We start from the raw sequence: 17,417 nt of genomic DNA on the forward strand, positions 1-17,417 counted from the left end.
CACGATGCACATCCTCCCCCTGCACGCCGACACCGACCTGCTGGGGCTGCATCGGCTCGCGCCGCATCGCTATCCCGTCCTGCTGGAATCCACCGCTGCCGGCAAGCAGGGCCAGTGGGACATGCTGCTGATCGCCGACGGCGGGCAGCTGCGGCTGGAGGCCGATGGCCAGGTGCATCGTGAAGACGGCAGCGTACTGGCCGGCACCTTCCTCGACGTCCTCGACCAGCACTGGCAGGCGCTGCGCACCGCACGCGCGCCGTTGTTCGCTGAATTCCCGTTCCGCGGCGGCTGGGCGCTGCTGCTGGATTACGAACTGGCCGGGCAGGTCGAGCCGGTCCTGAACCTGCCGGCGCGCGCCGATGGCCTGCCGTCCGCCGTGGCCCTGCGTTGCCCCGCCGCGATCCTGCGCGAGCGCGACAGCGGTCGCTGCGTGGCGGTGGCCGAGGAGGACCATGCCGGGCTGCTGGCCGACCTGCAGCAGCACCTGCAGGACGCCACCGCGCTGGCGCCGCTGCCGCGCTGGCAGGCCCCGGCGGACATCACCGAAGACGCCGGCCAGCGTTTCACCGATGGCGTGGGCCGGGTGATCGATTACCTGCATGCCGGTGACGTGTTCCAGGTGAACCTGTCGCGGCGCTGGCAGGCGCACTTCGACGCGGCACTGCCGCCGGAGGCGCTGTATGCGCGCCTGCGCACCGCCAACCCGGCGCCATTCGCCGGGCTGTTCGTCGCCGCCGGGCGGGCGGTGGTCAGCTCCTCGCCGGAGCGCCTGGTATCGGTGAGCGGTGACGTGGTGCAGACCCGGCCGATCGCCGGCACCCGCCCGCGGTTCGCCGGGGACGACGATGCCGCGCGCATCCAGGAGCTGGTCGGCCACCCGAAGGAACGTGCCGAGCACGTGATGCTGATCGACCTGGAGCGCAACGACTTGGGTCGCATCGCCGCGGCCGGCAGCGTCGAGGTCGATGAACTGATGACGGTGGAAAGCTACGCCCATGTCCACCACATCGTCAGCAACGTGCGCGCCCGCCTGCGTCCGGAGGTGACGCCGGGCGAGGTGATCGCCGCCACTTTCCCGGGCGGCACCATCACTGGCTGCCCGAAGGTGCGCTGCATGGAGATCATCGCCGAGCTGGAACAGACCGCGCGTGGGGCCTACACCGGTGCCTTCGGCTGGCTGAACCGGGACGGCGACATGGACCTGAACATCCTGATCCGCACCGCCGAGGTGCAGGGCGCGGTGGCGACGTTCCGCACCGGCGCCGGCATCGTGGTCGATTCGGACCCGGCCAAGGAACTGGACGAGACCCGGGCCAAGGCACGCGGCCTGCTGCGGGCGCTGGATCCGGTCGAATGAAGGCTGCCTTTGGCCGGCGTTGCCGGCCACGCGGTATCCTGCGCACCGGATTGAATTGATCGGGGTGACCATGGCGGGTGCCAAGCGCGGATGTCTGGCAGTGCTGGCGGTGGTGGTATTGCTGGTGGCACTGGCCGGCGCTGCGGGTGTAGCGCTGGTGTGGGTGCGGCAGGTGGATTTCGCCGTGACCCCGGTGACCCCGAGCCAGCCCAGCGTGGTGGTCGCTTCCGGCGATTCGTTCAGTACCGTGCTCGGCAAGCTGCGCGCGGCCGGCATCGACGAAGGCCATGACCTGCAATGGCAGTGGCTGGCGCGGGAGCTGGATGCGGCCGGCAAGATCAAGGTCGGCGAGTACGCACTGGAACCGGCGCCCACCCCGGAGGCCCTGCTGCGCAACATGCGCCAGGGCAAGGTGCTGCAGTACCGGGTGACCATCGTCGAGGGTTGGAACATCCGCCAGCTGCGCGCCGCGCTCAACCGCGCCGACCCGCTGCGGCACACCACCACCGAGATGAGCGACAGCGAGCTGATGGCGGCGCTGGGCTTCCCGGACCAGCACCCGGAAGGGCGCTTCCTGCCGGAAACCTACGTCTACCAGCGCGGTGACACCGACGTGGACGTGCTCAAGCGCGCCCATGCCGCGATGGAGAAGGAACTGGCCGCGGCCTGGGCCGACCGTGCCGATGACCTGCCGCTCAGCTCGCCGTACGAGCTGCTGACGCTGGCATCGATCATCGAGAAGGAAACCGGCCTGGCCAGCGAGCGCCCGCAGATTGCCGGGGTGTTCGCCCGTCGCCTGAAGATGGGCATGCGCCTGCAGACCGACCCGAGCGTGATCTACGGCATCGGCAGCGCCTATGACGGCAACATCCGCAAGGTGCACCTGACCACCGACACGCCCTACAACACCTACACGCGCGCCGGCCTGACGCCGACGCCGATCGCGATGCCGGGCCGTGATGCCCTGCACGCCGCCGCCCGGCCGGCGGCAGGGGATGCGCTGTACTTCGTCGCCGTGGGCGACGGCAGTGGCGCGCATGCGTTCTCGGCCACCTATGCCGAGCACAACGCCGCGGTCGCACGCTACCTGCAGCGGCTGCGCGGGAAGAACAACGAGGCAGTACAACAATGAACCAAGCGTTGCTCCGGCATCCGCGTTTCGTCAGCCTGGAAGGCGGCGAGGGTGCCGGCAAGACCACGGCGATCAACGCCATCCGCGACCTGCTGCGGGCACAGGGCCATGAAGTGGTGTTGACCCGCGAGCCGGGCGGCACGCCGTTGGCCGAGCGCATCCGCGGGCTGGTGCTGACGCCGGATGCGGAGATCGCCGGCGAGCCGCTGTCGCCGGAAGCCGAGCTGCTGCTGGTGTTCGCCGCGCGCGCCCAGCATGTGCGGCAGGTGATCCGGCCAGCCCTGCAACGCGGCGCGTTCGTGGTCAGCGACCGCTTCACCGATTCCAGCTACGCCTACCAGGGCGCCGGCCGCGGCCTGGACCCGCAATGGATCGCCGACCTGGAAAAGCGCGCCGTTGGCCTGCAGCCGGGGCTGACCCTGCTGCTGGACGTGGACGTGGCCGTCGGCCGCGCCCGCGCCAATGGCCGCGACCTGTGGCCGGACCGCATCGAGACCGAGCAGGACGACTTCTTCCAACGCGTGCGTGCGCAGTTCCGCCAGCGCGCCCAGAACGACCCGCAGCGTTTCAGCCTGATCGACGCCAGCCAGGACCAGGCCGGCGTCGCCGCCCAGGTGCGCGGCGCGGTCAGCCACTGGCTTGAACAGGAGCGCGTGCATGAGTGAGCCCTTCGCCCCCTGGCAGCAACGTGCCTATGACCAGACCGTGGCCGCGCTCGACGCCGGGCGGCTGGGCCATGGCCTGCTGATGTGCGGGCCGGCGGGCATGGGCAAGCGCGCGGTGGCCTTGAAGCTGGCCGAGCACGTGCTTGGGCATGGCGTCGATGTCGCCGCCCGGCAGCGCAATGCCCAGCTCATTGCCGCCGGCACCCACCCGGACCTGCAGCTGACCTCGTTCATCCCGAACAAGACCGGCGACAAGCTGCGCACCGAGATCGTCATCGAGCAGATCCGCGAGATCTCGCAGAAGCTGGCGCTGACCCCGCAATACGGGGTGGCGCAGGTGGTGATCGTCGACCCGGCCGATGCAATCAACCGCGCCGCCTGCAACGCCCTGCTCAAGACGCTGGAAGAGCCGGCGCCCGGCCGTTACCTGTGGCTGGTGAGCGCCGACCCGGCGCGGCTGCCGCAGACCATCCGCAGCCGCTGCCAGCGGCTGGAGTTCCGCCTGCCGCCGCGCGAGGAAGCGCTGGCCTGGCTGCAGGCACGGGGCTACACCGAGGGCGTCTCGCGCGAGGCGCTGGATGCCGCGCGCGGCCACCCGGCGCTGGCCGACCGGTGGCTGCAGGGCGAGGGCATGGCCCTGCGCCGGCAGGTGGCCAGCGAGCTGGAACAGCTGTCGTTGGGCAAGCTGGGCAGCGTCGAGCTGGCCCAGCGCTGGACCGGCGATGAGCACGCCGATCTGCGCCTGCGCCATGCCGCCGACCTGGCCCTGAAGAAGGCTGCCGACGGCTTGACCGATCCGGCGCGATTGAACAAGCTGGCCGCCTGGTTTGATGCGGCCAACCGCACCCGCGACCTGCTGCGCACCACGGTGCGCGCCGACCTCGCCGTGGTGGAGCTGCTGCTGGCGTGGAACGCGGCCAACCAGATGCAATCCAAGGGGACCAATCGATGAGTGCGATGAACGCACGCCAGGGCATCCTGTCGCTGGCAGTGAAGGACAAGGCCGCGCTGTACAGCGCCTACATGCCGTTCGTGAAGAACGGCGGCGTGTTCGTGCCCACGCCCAAGCGCTACTTCCTGGGCGACGAGGTGTTCCTGCTGCTGACCCTGCCGGACTCCAGCGAGCGCCTGCCGGTGGCCGGCAAGGTGGTCTGGGTGACCCCGCTGGGCGCGCAGGGCAACCGCCAGGCCGGCATCGGCGTGCAGCTGGCCGACGGCGTGGACGGCGAGGGCATCCGCAACAAGATTGAGACGCTGCTGGCCGGCACCTCGGGCTCGGACAAGCCCACGCAGACGATGTGAAGATTGTTTGTGAAAACCGTTGACGTGCTCGCTCAAGCCCCTATAATGAGCGGCTCGCAACACGGGCGGTTAGCTCAGCGGTAGAGCATTGCCTTCACACGGCAAGGGTCACAGGTTCGATCCCTGTACCGCCCACCAATAGAAACAACATGTTGCGGCCACTTTCGGTGTGTACAGCCCGGAAATGTGTACAAAAATGTTTACAGTGGTTTTGATTCCATCACTGTTCCACTGCGTCAAATCCTGATTCTGATTTCTAGCCTGGTCGATTGTTCGGCCAGGCTTCCGCGTGCATGGGAAGAACCCACAGCACGACGTCAGTGTAGCCGTCGTCCAGGCTCTCGTTGAACTTCTTGAATCGCCTTTTCAGAACGCGGCCTTGCTTGCATGCGGATGCGAGAAGGGATCCCGCGCTTTTGGAGTCGATGCCCGTTTCGATGCAGACTTCGGCCGTTGTGGCCGGTCCGTCAGCAAGCACGGCAAGACATGTTGCAGTTCTTCCGCCAGCGGCTTGCATCAGGCTTCCCCCGCGCCGTGGCTGGTGCTCAGTTGCTGCGCTTGTTCTGGAGTTGCTACTTCGAAATGCGGATGCTTCTGACCGTCTTCGGTGATGACTTCCAGCCTGTGAACCTGGAAGAGGCCGCCAAAGGTCCAGTTGCAGGGCTGACCGTCAGGTTCTTTGCGCGCGCTCCCGGCCCCGGTGAAGCGCCCGACACAAGAGAACCCGAGATAGCGCTGCACGCTATCGAAGTCAGTGCCGGCACCAGCGTCGATCAGGCTTCGCGTCGATTGCACTGTTCGGCACAGCGGACAGACGAATGCTGCATCGATGCGCTCAACACCCTGGGCGTGAACGGCGGCCTGGAATTCAGCAAGGCTCATGGTGATCACGACCCCACCTCGGCGCTGGTGGCCTGCAGGGCGGCGTCGATCAGGTCCAGCGCATCGCATGACAGGTTCAGATAGTCGTCTCCCATCGTGTCGCTGTTGATCTGCGTCAGAATTTCGCGCAGTCGTGGGATAAGGTCGATCCTCGGCGCTGCGGGGGTGCTGTCAGCGAACGCTAGTGGACGAACAGTTCCCGCGTTTGCCAAGGCCATGTTTTCGGCTGCGGCCTTGTCGAAAGTCAAACCCTGTTCGACGCGGCCGTCGATCATGTACGCGACAGCCGGCGCAGCTGGGGGGCGCGGCATCACCGGTTCAATGGTGCCACTCCACACCAGCATCAGCGGGTACGGTCCCGTTTCGTCCGCGACCTCGCAGACGTCCATCCCTGCATGCTTGATGGCCGCCTCCAGTTCGGGCGCCAGGCGTGAATCGACCGGCGCTGCGGTTGGCCGTGCAGCCGCGAACAACGGCTCGATGGTGCGGCCGAGCTGGCGCCAGTGGTCGACGGTATCGGGATCCAGCGTGACGCCCGGTCGGCTCCCGTCCTTCGGCGTTCCGATCCACGCCCGGGGTTGTGTGGCAATCACTGCGCACCCCCGGCCTGGTACATGGGTTGCGAGTTCACGAAGCGGCGCAGCTCGTCAGCTGCAATGATCGTGCGGCCGCCGATCTTCCGGGCTGCGAGCTTCTTTTCGCCGAGCAGGCTGTAAAGGCCACCACGGGAAATTCCGATGGCTTTGGCCGCGTCGGCGACGCTGTAGGCGATGGGTTGTTGATCGGTAGACATGCGGACCCTGGCGGTGATTGGTCCGCAAATGATCCGTCAGTATTTGACGTTAGTCAACACCTTTCATCACCTATCAGCACCGAACCGGGGGGGTAAACAAAAACCCCGCACGGGCGGGGTTTTGCTTCTTCTGTCACCCCTGCTGCTGAATCAGCATCGTGGCCCAGGTTCGCGCGCGCTGTAGATCGGCGTCGCTCAACTTGTCGCAGGCCGCCGACACATTGCTGACGTCGGATGCGTCCGCATCCTTGTGCCCGGCAGCGACGATGATTCCTCGCCACGCGCAAGCCTGGATACGCTCATCCAGCGAGCCCTTGCCCAGTATGTAGGCAGCATTTCTTTGCGCCTGGTAATCACCGCGCTTGGCGGCGACCAGCAGTTCCTCCAGGTTGGCCCGCTCATCGTCGGCCGGCTCATCATGCAGGGCGCTGTTGACTTCCGGCGCGGGCGCAGCCACAGGAGGTGGCGGAGCGGCAGCCGTCACCGGTTCGGCGGCCGGCTTGGGCTTGTCTGGCAGCACCATGCCAAGTACGGCCAGGGCGACAAAGATGCCGCCGGCAATCATGATCTTCGTGTTGCTGTTCAAGGTCGGAATCTGGACTGTAGGACGGTGGCAACCTATCAAATTGCCGGGCGCAAGGCCAACGGCTACAGCTCTACGCCCACCTGTTCCGACTCGCTGGCCTTTGCGCCGCTGGCGGCCTTCACGCCCTCCGCGCTATTCGGCTGCTCGCATTCGATCCTGGTGCGGTAGCCGTCGGGGCCGATGTAGTGTTCGGCGCGCGTCACAAGCCATTCGCCATTCACGCCCTCGCGGAACCCCTGCATGGTCACGATGGCTTCTGCCATGATCTCCGGGCGGCCGGGGAGGGTATAGACAAGCTGTCGCGTCTGCCGCGCGCGCTCGCGATGCCGGGCCTTTGCGGCGGCTTCTGCTGAAACGCGGTCGGCGTAGGCCATGCGCAGCCGCGTGACGGGCTCACCGGTGCCGACCTTGACTTCCTGTCGCGCGGCGGCCTTCATGTCGCGGTAGTACGCAACGGTCGTGCCGGCGTCATCGCGGGCGGCAATCGTGACCCGGTAGTCGCTGCCGTCGGCTGGCGTGAGGGTCACGCCCGGGATTGCCTGGCCGCTCGCAGTCGACGAATCGCCGCGCTTCACAAACAGCAGCTTGCCGCCGCCAGGCTTCGCGATCGCATCGTACTGCTTGCCGAGTCTCAGCAGTAGGTTCATGTCCGACTCTTGCGACTGCGTGGTCAGCGGCAGGGTGATCCCGGAAAGCGATTGCGACACGCCAGGCTGCAGGCCGTGTTCGCCCGCCATTCGCCTCACCATTTCGCCGATGGTCGTGCCCTTCTTCCACGACCGCGTTTTCTGAGATTGCAGGTCGTTCTTCCCGCCCTTGCTTGTCTCAAACGGCGCCGACCGTGCGCGTATGGTCATGCTGCAGGGGTATCCGGCGATTTCGATTTCGTCGCAGATGTACAGGCCCATCCGCCGTACGGCGCCATCGTAGCCGATGAATGCCTCCAGCTCGGCGCCCACTGGGGGCAACTTGATGGGGTCAGCGGAGTCATGGTCGGCCAGGTCAAGCTCCAGGGTGTCGGCCTGGTCGCCGGTTTCGTCGGTGATGCGCATCGACTTGAACCTGGTTCGCACCTTGTCCGTGATGTCCTGACTGTTCGCGACAACTCGCCAGGCGGGGGCGACACTCAGTCCCATAGTGCCAGCCCTGCATTCGTGGTGGCCGGCTTCTGTATTTCCGGCAGGTTGATCGTGACGCCCACGGGCAACACCGCGCCGCGCGCAGCTAAGCCCGGGTTAGCTTCGAATACGGCGCGCACGATGTCCGGTGATTGCTCGCCATAGTGTTCGAATGCGATGCGGTCGACGACATCGCCTTCGCGGGTGTTATACGTTCGCGCCATCGCTGAATTTCCGAATGGAGACAATGAACTCTTGCTTTCGCGGCTTGCCGTCCGGCGTGAACTCGCTTGCGGTTTCGTCGATCTTCTCGATTACCCACATTCCCAAGTTTGCCCCGCCGCCGGTCACAAGGCGCAACGGCTTGCCCTGCAGGCCAAGCGCGCGGAGCTGGTCAAGCTGGCCGACCCCGCCGCGAAACTCCGGGTAGATGACCCCGGGTAGAGCCACGCGCGGATTCTCCGGGCCGGTGTACTGCAGGGCATCCAGCTGGCCCACGCGCTCTTGCGCGCGCCACCGATAAGAGTCTGCGCGCTCGACACGCTGGAAAACTGCGGTATTCAGGCTGAACTTGAAGCCGCCAAGGGACAGGAACACGGGCATATTGCCCGTGTTGGTGCCAGTGAAGCGCGTCAGCAGCTTGTCGGCCATGCCGGTTGCAAATTCCCGCTGCATACTTACTTGTCCCCCAGGCCGCTACGTCCCGCGATAGCTTGACGTCGCTGCAGCTCGTCGGCAGTGCGGCGCGCAAGGGACTCGCTCGATTCGCCCGGCTGCTGGTGAATGACGATATGGTTTGTCTGCGACTGCTGGACCGGGCCGGCGCCGCTGCGCGCTACCGGCGCCGGAATTGCTGGCGCTGGGCGGCCGGATACGGGCGCCGGGAGCATCGGCGCCGCGAAGGAGGCGGCGCCGGTCAACACAGCCTGCTGCGCCCCGATGATCTTGCTAGCAGCGAATCCGAGACCGCCGCCGACCTTGTCCATCAGCCAGCCGATGCCGTCCAGCAAGGGCTGCAGCTTTGCCATGATCCAGTCGATCGCCGCGCCGGCCGGTCCTTTCACTTTGTCCCACACACTGCCAAGGCTGGTGACGATCCAGCCCGCTGCGGTGCCCAGGGCCTCGCCCAGCCAGACAACAGCCTTGATGACGGCGCCAATGACCTGAATGCCGATACGGAAGTTCACGAACAGCGATTGACCGACCAGCTTGCCGATTGCGGCCACGTTCGCCAGCTCGGCCCCGCTGTACTTCGCCGGCCCGATCAGATTGGACAGCCAACCCCATGCTTCCCGCAGCAGGCCGCCGACGGCCTCCCACGCCGGGCGCAACGGTTCGACCGCTGCAAGAAGTTCGCCCATTGCGACGCCCCCGGCCTCGGTCAGACCCTCCCAAACTCCACCCAGGAATGCCTTGATGGGTTCCCAATACTTGCGCACGACAAAGGCCGCAGCCGTGATTGCTGCAACTGCGATTGCGATCGGACCGCCACCAATTGCGGCGACGGCCACGCCGACCGTGCGGAACAGCGACGCCAGCCGAAGGGCAACCGGGCCGAACCGGCCGAGCTGCGCCATGATGGTTCCGGCGCGGAATGAGTGAAACAGCTTCATCGCGCCCAGGATCGGCCCACGAACGAAGGTCCACGCGAAGCGCAAGCCCAGGACCGCAGTGCGCATTGCGAGCATGCCGACGACAAGCTTTGTCGTGGTGGCGACCAGCTTCGGGTTCTCCTGCACGAACACGGTCATGCGGTCCATCATGCCGGCAAGACTGCCGGCCAGGCTCCCGATAGCCGGCGAAAGAGCGGTCCCGAACGCCTTTGAGAGATTGTCGGCCGCGATCTTCGCCGCCTTCATCTTCTCCGCGTCGGTTTCCATCATCAAAGCGAAATCACGGTCGGTAGTACCGGCCGACTGGTTCAGCGCCTTGTCCTTGATGCGCTGATACTCGTCCCAGTTCTGCATCATGGGGCGAAGGAAGTTCTGGACCTGCATGTCCTGGAACAGCTCGCCGATGGCCTTCTGATCGCCCTTCGTCGCTTCCATGATGGACGTCATTGCGGCCTCGAACGGATTTCCGCCCTTCGTCTGCGCGTCCTTGATGACCGTATACAGGTCCAGGCCGAATTTGCTTTCGGCCTTTTTCAGCGTTTCCGGCGATAGCACCTTCGCCAGAAAATTCTTCATGTTGTTGGCAGCTTCGTCCGGGTCGGCAGCGCCCTTGCGTGCGATCTCCAGCGCGGCGCCCATCGTGGCGGCAGCTTCGCGACCCTCCATTTTCAGCGCCACGAACGACGAACCGAGAACGGGCAGAACCTTCGCCATGTCCTTCAGCTCGACGTTTCCTTCCTTGCCCGCTACGGCCAGGATGTCCAGCGCCCCCTGCAGGTCGCCGGGCTTGATCTTGAAGGCGTCCTGCAGCGTGAAGGCGGCGCGCGACAGGTCTTCAATGTCGGCGCCGGCGGCAGTCGTGGTTCGGCCAATCGTGCGAATGCTGGCCTGGGCGGTCTGCGCATCCATGCCGGCAGCGACAAGGAACCCGATTGCACGCTGCAGCTCGTTCGACGCTTGATTCGTGACGCGCGATTCAGTGAGGATCGTCTTGCCAAGGGCTGCGACCTGCTGGCGTGTCATGTCGGCGGTGTTGCCGATCAGCTGGTTCTCGCGGTTGAACGCGGCTGCATTTCCGACCGTGCGGGACAGGGCGTAGCCGGTGCCGATCAGGGCGCCGACCGAGCCCATCAGCGCGCCACCAATATCGCGACGATTCGCCAGGTTGGCGGCGCGGGCCTTCTCGATACGGTCCAGCTGCGCATAGCTGTGCCGCAGGCGGTCCAGCTGCACGCCCAGCTGGGCATACTGCTGGCGCAGCTGGTCGATGTTCTTGACGCGCATCCCGCTGAACGACGCCAGGGTGCTGCCCAGCGCGCGTTGCTTCCGGGTCAGGTCGCCAATTGTGCTGCCAATGCGCTGCAGCCCGGTCTGCGTATCCAGTAGGCCGGATTTCAGCGACGACGAGATCGCGCCGCCAATAATCAGTGAAGCTTTGAGAATCTTACTCGCCATGCACCGGCAATCCCTGGATCCACCAGATGAACTTAGACACGCGCAGCGCGTGAATTTCCGCCAGCGACCAGCCGGTGTGACCGGCTAGTGCTAGCGTTCCCTGCCGAATCTGCGGCAGGGTCAGGTAGTAAAAAGCTGTGCTGCGGCCTGCATCCGGTGGTAGTCCCGCAGCGGGAACTTGCGCAGGTCGTCCGGGCTGATTTCGCACAGATTGGCAATCAGCGCGATCTCCCTGGACGAGTCGCTGCCCTTGCCATCCTGGTGGCGCTCCATGTCCTCGACGGTCGGTTCGCGCATGCGGACGACGGCCTGGTCGACGCCATCCAGCTTGCGCGGACGGGACAGGGTGATCTCGACATAGCCGTCACGCTCGGTGACGTAATCGGCGGGGGTCTTCTTCTCGGTCATGCTGAAATTCCGGCAATTGGGTGGGTTGTGCACAAAGTTTGGGGGCGCAATGCGCCCCCTTGAATTGCAGTCGTGTCGGGGCGCTTACAGGCCGAGCGCGCTACGGATCGGCGCAAGCATGTCGACGCCGTTCTGCTTTGCGACCATATTCACGACGTCGAGTTCCTGGACGACCGTCCCGCCGTGGGTCAGCTTGTAGTAGTTCAGCGAGAGCGACAGTTTGATCGTGGCCTTCTCGCCCGCCTTCGTTTCGCCGCGGTCGATCTCCTTCACCTTCCCGCGCATGTTGTGCACGACCGGGGTCACGGTCCCGTCGCCCGACTCCAGGGCTTCGCGCGCGGTGAACGGATACTCCTTCCCCTCCACGACGTTGAACTTACCCATCACCTCCGGGTCGTCGGAGATGAACACCATTTCAGCGTTCAGCTTTTCATGGCCGAAGGTGATTTCGGTCGGCGCGAACATGCCGCCGGCCTGGAAGTCTTCCGTTTTCAGGGTCAGCTTCGGGGCGGTGAAGGATTCCACGTTGCCGGCAAATCCCTTGCCGTCGACGTAGACATTGAAATTCTTGCGAACGTTCCGGGTACTGGACACGGTTAGATAACCTCTGCGATGTAGTCGTCGACCATGTGCATGCGGAACTGGAGCTGTTCGCCCGGATAGGTCGGAGTGAAGTCAAAGTCCCAATAGAACTTGCCCAGCGCGACATTGGCCGGCGTGTTCAGTTCCTTGTCGATCCAGCAGTCACCACCGAGGATGGCGCCCTGCGTTACCAGGCCGCGCAGGAATGCTGCGACGCCTTCGCGAACGTCATCAACGTAGGTTTTGGTGATGCCCCGGTCGACGGCCCACAGGTGCGCAGCTTCCAGGCTGTCGGCGATGATGTCGGCGGTCCGCAGCACGCACAGGAACTTCCACTTCGGATCAGTGCTGCAGGTACGGTTGCCCCACAGGAGGAAGCCGCCCTCACGCACGATGGTTGCGACGTTGGCCTGGTTCAGCAGGTTTGCGCGGCAGGTCGGGTCCGACAGGCCGAAGTCCACCGGTCGTGCCGTTCCCAGGACGCCGAACAGTTCCAGATTCGACGGAGACGCCCACCAGCCGTTCTCATTGTCGCTTCTGGCGATGGCGCCAGCCACGGCAGCGGATGCGTAACGGGTGACGATAGCAGCGCCCTCCTGGACCAAGACGGCGGGGTCCACGACGAAAACGCGCTTGCCGTAGTCCTTCGCGTCAGCGATGGCCGCTGCGTCGGTCGTGTTGGGGCCATCCTTGACGATGCACGCACGCAGCTTTTCCGCGATGCCTTCCAGTTCGGCGACTACCGGATTCTTCAGCGTGTCGTCGGGGGACTGGGGGTCGTTCGGGCGCTGATGGGTAAAGCCCGGCGCGATGAGGATGCGCGGCTTCAACCCGACAACCGATTTCGCCGCGAGAAGCGCGTGGACGCCCTCATACGCGCCGGTGTTCGCGTTGACGCCGCCCAGCACGTTGGCGATGGTCGCGTCGGCGGTTTCGCCTTCCTCGACGCGCAGCACGACGACGACGGCGCCGGCCTGGTCGAAGATCGAATCCAGTGCACCGGGCAGGGTGCCCACGGTCTTGCCGGCGGACGGGGGAACCGACGACAGCTTCGCAACCTGCGAACGAGACGTCACGACGGTCGGCGTGTTGATCGGGAAGGCAGCCGGGTCGGCAAGCGAGGCAGTTCCCACGATGCCGATGACGCTCGTTGAGGCGACGGCAATCGAACGGGAACCGGTATCGACGTTGACGACCTGCACGCCATGCAGGAATTCGGCCATGCGGTATTTGGTCCTTGGAGGGTGGTTTTGACCCGCACGCGCGGGGTACTCGCATGGTCGCGCCGGGGGCGTGGCTCGGTAATTGCAGCCGTGACGGCAGCGCCCCTTAGATGCCGAACGCCTCTGCCGAGAAACTGCACGTCGTCGTCGTGACGTTGCCCGTGCTGGTTCGGCGCAATCTGCAGGTGATCTCAGCCCGCGCGGAGTTTGGGCCATTGTTAATCATGAAGGCGGTAAGTCCGACGCTCCGCGAAGTTGTGGCGGCGACGTAGGAAGCCGCATCGTTGCTGACTGAACCACCTTCGCCGCCCGTTGCCAGAAACTGCACCTGGTAGTCGGATGCGGCGACCCCGGCGGGAAGCCATGATCCCGATGCAACAAGGGTTTCGGTGGTCAGCCTGATGCTGTAGATGTACCAGTTTCCGTCCTGCGAGATGGTCAGCTTTACGCCGCCAGAACGCGAGCCGCTTCCCGAGTAGCTCCCGCCCTGGAAGCCAAGCGAGTAGGTCGCCGTCCCCTTCGCCGCCCACAGGTTCGACAAGTCCAGCCCTGCGCTGGTGCGAAACTCCACGTTGGGGGCTTTGATCCCGAATGACAGCATCTCGTAACGGCGGGACAAGTCCACGCCGCTGGCATCCTTGAACCCGCTGTTCGGGGCAAATTGCCCCGATTTGTTCAGATCGAAGATGTCGTCGAAATCAGCGCCCGCGCGGTTGCGGTGGTTAGCAGCCATGACTCAGAGCCCCGCGATCTTCACGCGGTCCAGCAAATCGTCGATCTGCTGTTGCTGTTGTTGGATGACGTCAGCAAGCTGCTGGATGGACCTGGTGTGCACCGCCGACATCATATCGAGGGAGTAGGACGGGAACGTCTCCATCACCTCCCTGCCTTCAGCATCCAGCACGCGTTCGCCTTCAGCATCCAACACCGGCAGCTGCACGCCCGTGGGGTCCATCAGCTCGGGCATCACTTCGCCAACATTCTCGGCGATGTGGAAGATGCGAACCTTGCCGCCGCCGCCGTACTGTGGCTTGTAACGCCCAATGACAGTCTTCAAACGCATCACGTCATCCAGCCCATAGGGGTTTTCGCCGTCGATGTCCTTCAGACGGATGGACGAACCGGGCTGGAAGCCGTTTACGGCGAACGCAGTTCCAGTGAGGTAGCTGTTGCCATCGCTGCCGAAGCGCAGCATCCAGATGTTATTGCTCGAATCGTAGATACCGACGTTTGGGCTGATGTTGCTCACGAAGCGGACGTTCTTCACGCCAGCGACCGTTGATGAGATGTTGTAGGAATGCTCGTTTCCAGCGCCCTGCAAGAAGTAGTTGACCCGGGCAGTGACGCCCCCGTCGCTGGTGATGCTTGCGCCGCTTCGCGTGGATACGTTCTCGTAGAACGAGAACCCGCCACCTGCCGACATGATCGTTTGGTACGTTCCGGACACCATGCGCTGTATCAGCAGACCACCATCGACGGTATCGCTCACGTTGCTGTAGAAGCGATACGCGTTGGTGATGGACGGCGAAGTCAGTGCGAGAACCGGACCATTCTTGCTGATGAGAAAGTCGCCAGTCATCGTGTCGCCGGCCTTATTGACCTTGCTGCCCGGATCGAAGTTTCCGGCAGTCCAGATCGTGCCGCTAGACCCAAGGCGCGCGGTGAAATTGCCCTGTGGGTTTGCGAACGTGAAGTTGTCGCCGGCCTTGTAAATGTATGCATCCCCTGAACCGAAGTACACAATGCCATCCGTCGCAGTGCTGCCCCAGCCGGAAACGCGCAGGGACTGACTGCTAATCGTGACTGCACCGGTGAACGTCGCACCGGACAGGCTCGCCTTCGTATCCGGGTTGAAGTTTCCTGCGTTCCACAGAGTGCGGCCATTCCAACTGACGCCGGCTGTGGTTACCACCAGCTCGCCGGTGGTCGACGCTGCCCCGTCCGGCCGCAGCATCACCGTCCCGTTTCTGGCGCTCGGACTCAGAACCGCGTAGGCGTCCCCGCCGTAAAAGTGGTTTCCGCGCGCGGTCACGCCAGCTGCGGAAACGTCACCGGAGAACGATGCGCCGGTCAGGTCGGCCTTGGCATTCAGGGCACCCTGCAGGCCAGTCACGTCGCTGATTGCATGCTTGTGCCCGGCGGTCGCGAAGTCTCCGGCAAGCGCAAATTCTGATGCGTGCTTGCCATCCAGCATATCGGCGTCCAGTCCGTTGCCGTGGCCCATGTCTTTCAGCGCCGCGCCCTTGACGCCCAGGGCAGCGCGGAAGGCAATGTCGGTTGCGATTGCCAGAAGGTTCTTCGCGAACGTGGTCGGCGCACTGGCACCGAACCGCTTGTCGATGAACGCACGCAGGCCGCGCGGGGTTACGACCCGCTGCGAGTCGTTGCCATCCTCCGATTCGGCGGTCGTTGCCAGCTCCACGACGCCGCGCGTCTCGGTCGTGGCCGGTGGGTTCAGGAATTCAGTGCTTCCGAACTGGATCAGCGCCGTATCCACGTCCGCGAACTGAGCGTCAGCGGCAAGCAGCAGCATCGAAACGGCCGCCTTCGACATGATGGCGTCAGCTTGTCCGTAAGCTGCAAAAAGGGTTCCGTCGGCGAGATACAGACCGAACCCGCGCAGCTGGTAATCGTCGGCACTGTCGTCGCGAATTGTGACATGGATCGTGTCATCGCCCACGGCCTTGCCGCCAACGGTGTCCATCCGCTTGAACTCGCCCGGCAGCGACGTCATGGCCGACGTAGCCGTGAAGGCGGTGGGCGTCAAGCCGACATGCGTCACAAGTACGGAGTTCGTGCCGGTATTGGAGGCGTTCACCAGTGCGGCGCGCCCGGCGTTGGTCAGTTTCAATTTCATGCTTTCGGTTACTCTCCGGTCATCTGCAAGCGGCGATAGGTCGCGACGCGCGCGGCTGCGACCGTTGCGATAACCGCGTCGGCCTGCATGCCCTGGGTAAATGTGAAATGCGATCGCACGGGCTTCGTGCGGGAGATTTCGCCGATCACGTCATTGACGAACTCGGCCGTTGCTTGCTGCCCACCTTGGCCGGCAACGGTCATCACGACGTCGAAGGTGTGCGGTGCACCCCTTGGGGATGTCTCCCACCACTCGCGCACCAACAGCGAGCCGCCGAACGCGGCCACGACTTCGCGCACGCTGCCGACGGTGCCCTTTCGGCGCTGGATCGCGATTGCGGCCCCTACTCGGGCGCGCTTTACCGACTCCGGCCAGTAGGGCTTCCAGTCGTCCAGCGACAGCGCCCATGCGAGCCACGGCAGCAGGTCAGCCGGGCAGGTGTCTGCGTTCCATAGCGACGTGATGTCTACGGGCAGTGGGCGAACCGATACGGCCTCGACGAGCGCGCGTTCGCCGACCGTGGAGTTTGGCGGCAGCAGCCGCGCGTTACTCTGCGATGCCGCCATAGTTCAACGTCACGGATTGGCAATAGGTGGCCTGCGTGCGATCGACGACGACGTCGGCCTCAGGGCTCGCCAGCTCGACGCGCTGGATTCCTTCGGCGTGTAGGGCGGCGAACAGGCCTGATCGGGTGACGTCACGACCCAACCGGTGCGACTCTGCGATGTAGCGGTCCAGGCGTGCGCGAGCTTCCGCCATCACCACCTGCGAATCGGGGCCTGCGTAGCTGTACGCAGTGGCTTCAACGACGAATGGGACAATGTCGGCCGACTGCACGATCACTTCGTCTGTAAGGGGGCGGACGTTGTCGGCGTTGAGCTTTGCGGAGACTGCAGCAAGCAGGTCGGCCGGGGCCGTGCCGTCCCCCAGGCGCGACAGGACGGACACAACGACCTGCCCGGGTGTGGGGCTGGTGGCGCTTGCGTCCAGGGCGCGGGGATCGGCGCCAAGGGTGTGGAAGATGTACGCGCCTTCCGGGCCAGCAACGCTGAATCCCTCGGGCGCCAGCTGGATCCGGCGCCGGAAATCTTCGTCACCCTCGCGAGTGGGCGCGACTCCTTCTTCCGGCTTGCCCGGGTCCAGAATCAGACGCTCAACGCCGAAGATGGCGCCTAGGTGGTCCAGGTCGGAACCAACCGCGTAGGCCAGCATGACGCCGCGCGCAGCATCGTTTACGCGCTGCCGGTCCAGCTGGCGGAAGTACGTGCAAACTTCCAGAATCTTGTAGGCTGGATCAGACGGCAGCAGGGCGGAGAACGACGGGTCGATCTGCTGCAGGCGGGCCAGCATTTCGTCGAACATGACTTCGAAGTCGATCACTTCGACGATTGCCGGGGCCGGCAGCTGGGAGAGGTTGACGCTGGTAAACGAACCGGACACG

At 64.8% G+C, this 17,417-nt stretch carries 20 protein-coding genes and 1 tRNA gene; 6 read left to right on the forward strand and 15 right to left on the reverse strand.

Annotated features, from left to right (window positions below; genetic code table 11):
• Positions 1–4: 4 nt before the first annotated feature.
• From AC06FE_RS13560 to AC06FE_RS13585, 6 genes are all read left to right on the forward strand, one after another.
• Positions 5–1,360, forward strand: coding sequence for an aminodeoxychorismate synthase component I (locus AC06FE_RS13560; protein ID WP_478073302.1), 1,356 nt, complete (start codon positions 5–7; stop codon positions 1,358–1,360).
• 70 nt (positions 1,361–1,430) lie between these two features.
• Positions 1,431–2,492 (forward strand): endolytic transglycosylase MltG, encoded by a 1,062-nt coding sequence (gene mltG, locus AC06FE_RS13565; protein ID WP_323438500.1) that lies wholly within the window; start codon positions 1,431–1,433, stop codon positions 2,490–2,492.
• Positions 2,489–3,157 (forward strand): dTMP kinase, encoded by a 669-nt coding sequence (tmk, locus tag AC06FE_RS13570; protein ID WP_192286523.1) that lies wholly within the window; start codon positions 2,489–2,491, stop codon positions 3,155–3,157. Before mltG ends, tmk begins: the two co-directional genes overlap by 4 nt.
• On the forward strand, positions 3,150–4,109 hold the full coding sequence (locus AC06FE_RS13575; protein WP_478073303.1) for a DNA polymerase III subunit delta': 960 nt from the start codon (positions 3,150–3,152) through the stop codon (positions 4,107–4,109). The genes tmk and AC06FE_RS13575 overlap by 8 nt, the downstream gene beginning before the upstream one ends.
• Positions 4,106–4,459 (forward strand): PilZ domain-containing protein, encoded by a 354-nt coding sequence (locus AC06FE_RS13580; RefSeq protein WP_192286521.1) that lies wholly within the window; start codon positions 4,106–4,108, stop codon positions 4,457–4,459. The genes AC06FE_RS13575 and AC06FE_RS13580 overlap by 4 nt, the downstream gene beginning before the upstream one ends.
• Before the next feature lie 63 nt (positions 4,460–4,522).
• Positions 4,523–4,597: transfer RNA gene (locus AC06FE_RS13585), tRNA-Val, on the forward strand.
• A 378-nt stretch (positions 4,598–4,975) separates the two neighbouring features.
• Here the strand turns inward: AC06FE_RS13585 and AC06FE_RS13590 are convergent.
• From AC06FE_RS13590 to AC06FE_RS13660, 15 genes are all read right to left on the reverse strand, one after another.
• Entirely contained in the window at positions 4,976–5,341 is a 366-nt protein-coding gene (locus tag AC06FE_RS13590; protein ID WP_478073438.1) for a VVA0879 family protein, read from the reverse strand.
• Positions 5,342–5,346: 5 nt separating this feature from the next.
• Complete coding sequence (locus AC06FE_RS13595; protein ID WP_478073304.1) at positions 5,347–5,934, reverse strand: hypothetical protein; 588 nt, start codon at positions 5,932–5,934, stop codon at positions 5,347–5,349.
• Complete coding sequence (locus tag AC06FE_RS13600; protein ID WP_478073305.1) at positions 5,931–6,134, reverse strand: helix-turn-helix domain-containing protein; 204 nt, start codon at positions 6,132–6,134, stop codon at positions 5,931–5,933. The genes AC06FE_RS13595 and AC06FE_RS13600 overlap by 4 nt, the downstream gene beginning before the upstream one ends.
• 133 nt (positions 6,135–6,267) lie before the next feature.
• Complete coding sequence (locus AC06FE_RS13605) at positions 6,268–6,720, reverse strand: hypothetical protein (RefSeq protein WP_478073306.1); 453 nt, start codon at positions 6,718–6,720, stop codon at positions 6,268–6,270.
• A 62-nt stretch (positions 6,721–6,782) separates the two neighbouring features.
• The gene (locus AC06FE_RS13610) at positions 6,783–7,856 is read right to left on the reverse strand and encodes a phage late control D family protein (RefSeq protein WP_478073307.1); all 1,074 of its coding nucleotides are present in this window, start codon (positions 7,854–7,856) and stop codon (positions 6,783–6,785) included.
• Positions 7,847–8,062, reverse strand: coding sequence for a tail protein X (locus AC06FE_RS13615; protein WP_478073308.1), 216 nt, complete (start codon positions 8,060–8,062; stop codon positions 7,847–7,849). Before AC06FE_RS13615 ends, AC06FE_RS13610 begins: the two co-directional genes overlap by 10 nt.
• Positions 8,046–8,489: a phage tail protein gene (locus tag AC06FE_RS13620; RefSeq protein ID WP_478073309.1), complete on the reverse strand. Its 444-nt coding sequence runs from the start codon at positions 8,487–8,489 to the stop codon at positions 8,046–8,048. Before AC06FE_RS13620 ends, AC06FE_RS13615 begins: the two co-directional genes overlap by 17 nt.
• A 26-nt stretch (positions 8,490–8,515) precedes the next feature.
• Entirely contained in the window at positions 8,516–10,906 is a 2,391-nt protein-coding gene (locus tag AC06FE_RS13625) for a phage tail tape measure protein (protein ID WP_478073310.1), read from the reverse strand.
• Between the two features lie 120 nt (positions 10,907–11,026).
• Positions 11,027–11,314, reverse strand: a complete 288-nt coding sequence (locus tag AC06FE_RS13630) for a phage tail assembly protein (RefSeq protein WP_478073311.1) — start codon at positions 11,312–11,314, stop codon at positions 11,027–11,029.
• 84 nt (positions 11,315–11,398) lie between these two features.
• Complete coding sequence (locus tag AC06FE_RS13635; RefSeq protein ID WP_478073312.1) at positions 11,399–11,908, reverse strand: phage major tail tube protein; 510 nt, start codon at positions 11,906–11,908, stop codon at positions 11,399–11,401.
• Positions 11,909–11,910: 2 nt separating this feature from the next.
• On the reverse strand, positions 11,911–13,119 hold the full coding sequence (locus AC06FE_RS13640) for a phage tail sheath subtilisin-like domain-containing protein (protein WP_478073313.1): 1,209 nt from the start codon (positions 13,117–13,119) through the stop codon (positions 11,911–11,913).
• Positions 13,120–13,225: 106 nt separating this feature from the next.
• The gene (locus tag AC06FE_RS13645; protein ID WP_478073314.1) at positions 13,226–13,852 is read right to left on the reverse strand and encodes a hypothetical protein; all 627 of its coding nucleotides are present in this window, start codon (positions 13,850–13,852) and stop codon (positions 13,226–13,228) included.
• 3 nt (positions 13,853–13,855) lie between these two features.
• Complete coding sequence (locus AC06FE_RS13650; RefSeq protein ID WP_478073315.1) at positions 13,856–15,976, reverse strand: tail fiber domain-containing protein; 2,121 nt, start codon at positions 15,974–15,976, stop codon at positions 13,856–13,858.
• Between the two features lie 8 nt (positions 15,977–15,984).
• Positions 15,985–16,542 carry a phage tail protein I gene (locus tag AC06FE_RS13655; protein WP_478073316.1) on the reverse strand — a complete coding sequence of 186 codons (558 nt, stop codon included), beginning with the start codon at positions 16,540–16,542 and terminating at the stop codon, positions 15,985–15,987.
• On the reverse strand, positions 16,523–17,416 hold the full coding sequence (locus AC06FE_RS13660; protein WP_478073317.1) for a baseplate assembly protein: 894 nt from the start codon (positions 17,414–17,416) through the stop codon (positions 16,523–16,525). The genes AC06FE_RS13655 and AC06FE_RS13660 overlap by 20 nt, the downstream gene beginning before the upstream one ends.
• Position 17,417 lies beyond the last annotated feature (1 nt).

This window comes from Stenotrophomonas sp. Steno-C18 (genome assembly GCF_056393195.1).

Bases quoted from the DNA above. Each gene is read 5' to 3' on its own strand.
- AC06FE_RS13560 (WP_478073302.1), top strand. From the start codon at position 5: ATGCACATCCTCCCCCTGCACGCCGACACCGACCTGCTGGGGCTGCAT.
- mltG (WP_323438500.1), top strand. From the start codon at position 1,431: ATGGCGGGTGCCAAGCGCGGATGTCTGGCAGTGCTGGCGGTGGTGGTA.
- tmk (WP_192286523.1), top strand. From the start codon at position 2,489: ATGAACCAAGCGTTGCTCCGGCATCCGCGTTTCGTCAGCCTGGAAGGC.
- AC06FE_RS13575 (WP_478073303.1), top strand. From the start codon at position 3,150: ATGAGTGAGCCCTTCGCCCCCTGGCAGCAACGTGCCTATGACCAGACC.
- AC06FE_RS13580 (WP_192286521.1), top strand. From the start codon at position 4,106: ATGAGTGCGATGAACGCACGCCAGGGCATCCTGTCGCTGGCAGTGAAG.
- AC06FE_RS13590 (WP_478073438.1), bottom strand. From the start codon at position 5,341: ATGAGCCTTGCTGAATTCCAGGCCGCCGTTCACGCCCAGGGTGTTGAG.
- AC06FE_RS13600 (WP_478073305.1), bottom strand. From the start codon at position 6,134: ATGTCTACCGATCAACAACCCATCGCCTACAGCGTCGCCGACGCGGCC.
- AC06FE_RS13610 (WP_478073307.1), bottom strand. From the start codon at position 7,856: ATGGGACTGAGTGTCGCCCCCGCCTGGCGAGTTGTCGCGAACAGTCAG.
- AC06FE_RS13615 (WP_478073308.1), bottom strand. From the start codon at position 8,062: ATGGCGCGAACGTATAACACCCGCGAAGGCGATGTCGTCGACCGCATC.
- AC06FE_RS13620 (WP_478073309.1), bottom strand. From the start codon at position 8,489: ATGGCCGACAAGCTGCTGACGCGCTTCACTGGCACCAACACGGGCAAT.
- AC06FE_RS13625 (WP_478073310.1), bottom strand. From the start codon at position 10,906: ATGGCGAGTAAGATTCTCAAAGCTTCACTGATTATTGGCGGCGCGATC.
- AC06FE_RS13630 (WP_478073311.1), bottom strand. From the start codon at position 11,314: ATGACCGAGAAGAAGACCCCCGCCGATTACGTCACCGAGCGTGACGGC.
- AC06FE_RS13640 (WP_478073313.1), bottom strand. From the start codon at position 13,119: ATGGCCGAATTCCTGCATGGCGTGCAGGTCGTCAACGTCGATACCGGT.
- AC06FE_RS13645 (WP_478073314.1), bottom strand. From the start codon at position 13,852: ATGGCTGCTAACCACCGCAACCGCGCGGGCGCTGATTTCGACGACATC.
- AC06FE_RS13650 (WP_478073315.1), bottom strand. From the start codon at position 15,976: ATGAAATTGAAACTGACCAACGCCGGGCGCGCCGCACTGGTGAACGCC.
- AC06FE_RS13655 (WP_478073316.1), bottom strand. From the start codon at position 16,542: ATGGCGGCATCGCAGAGTAACGCGCGGCTGCTGCCGCCAAACTCCACG.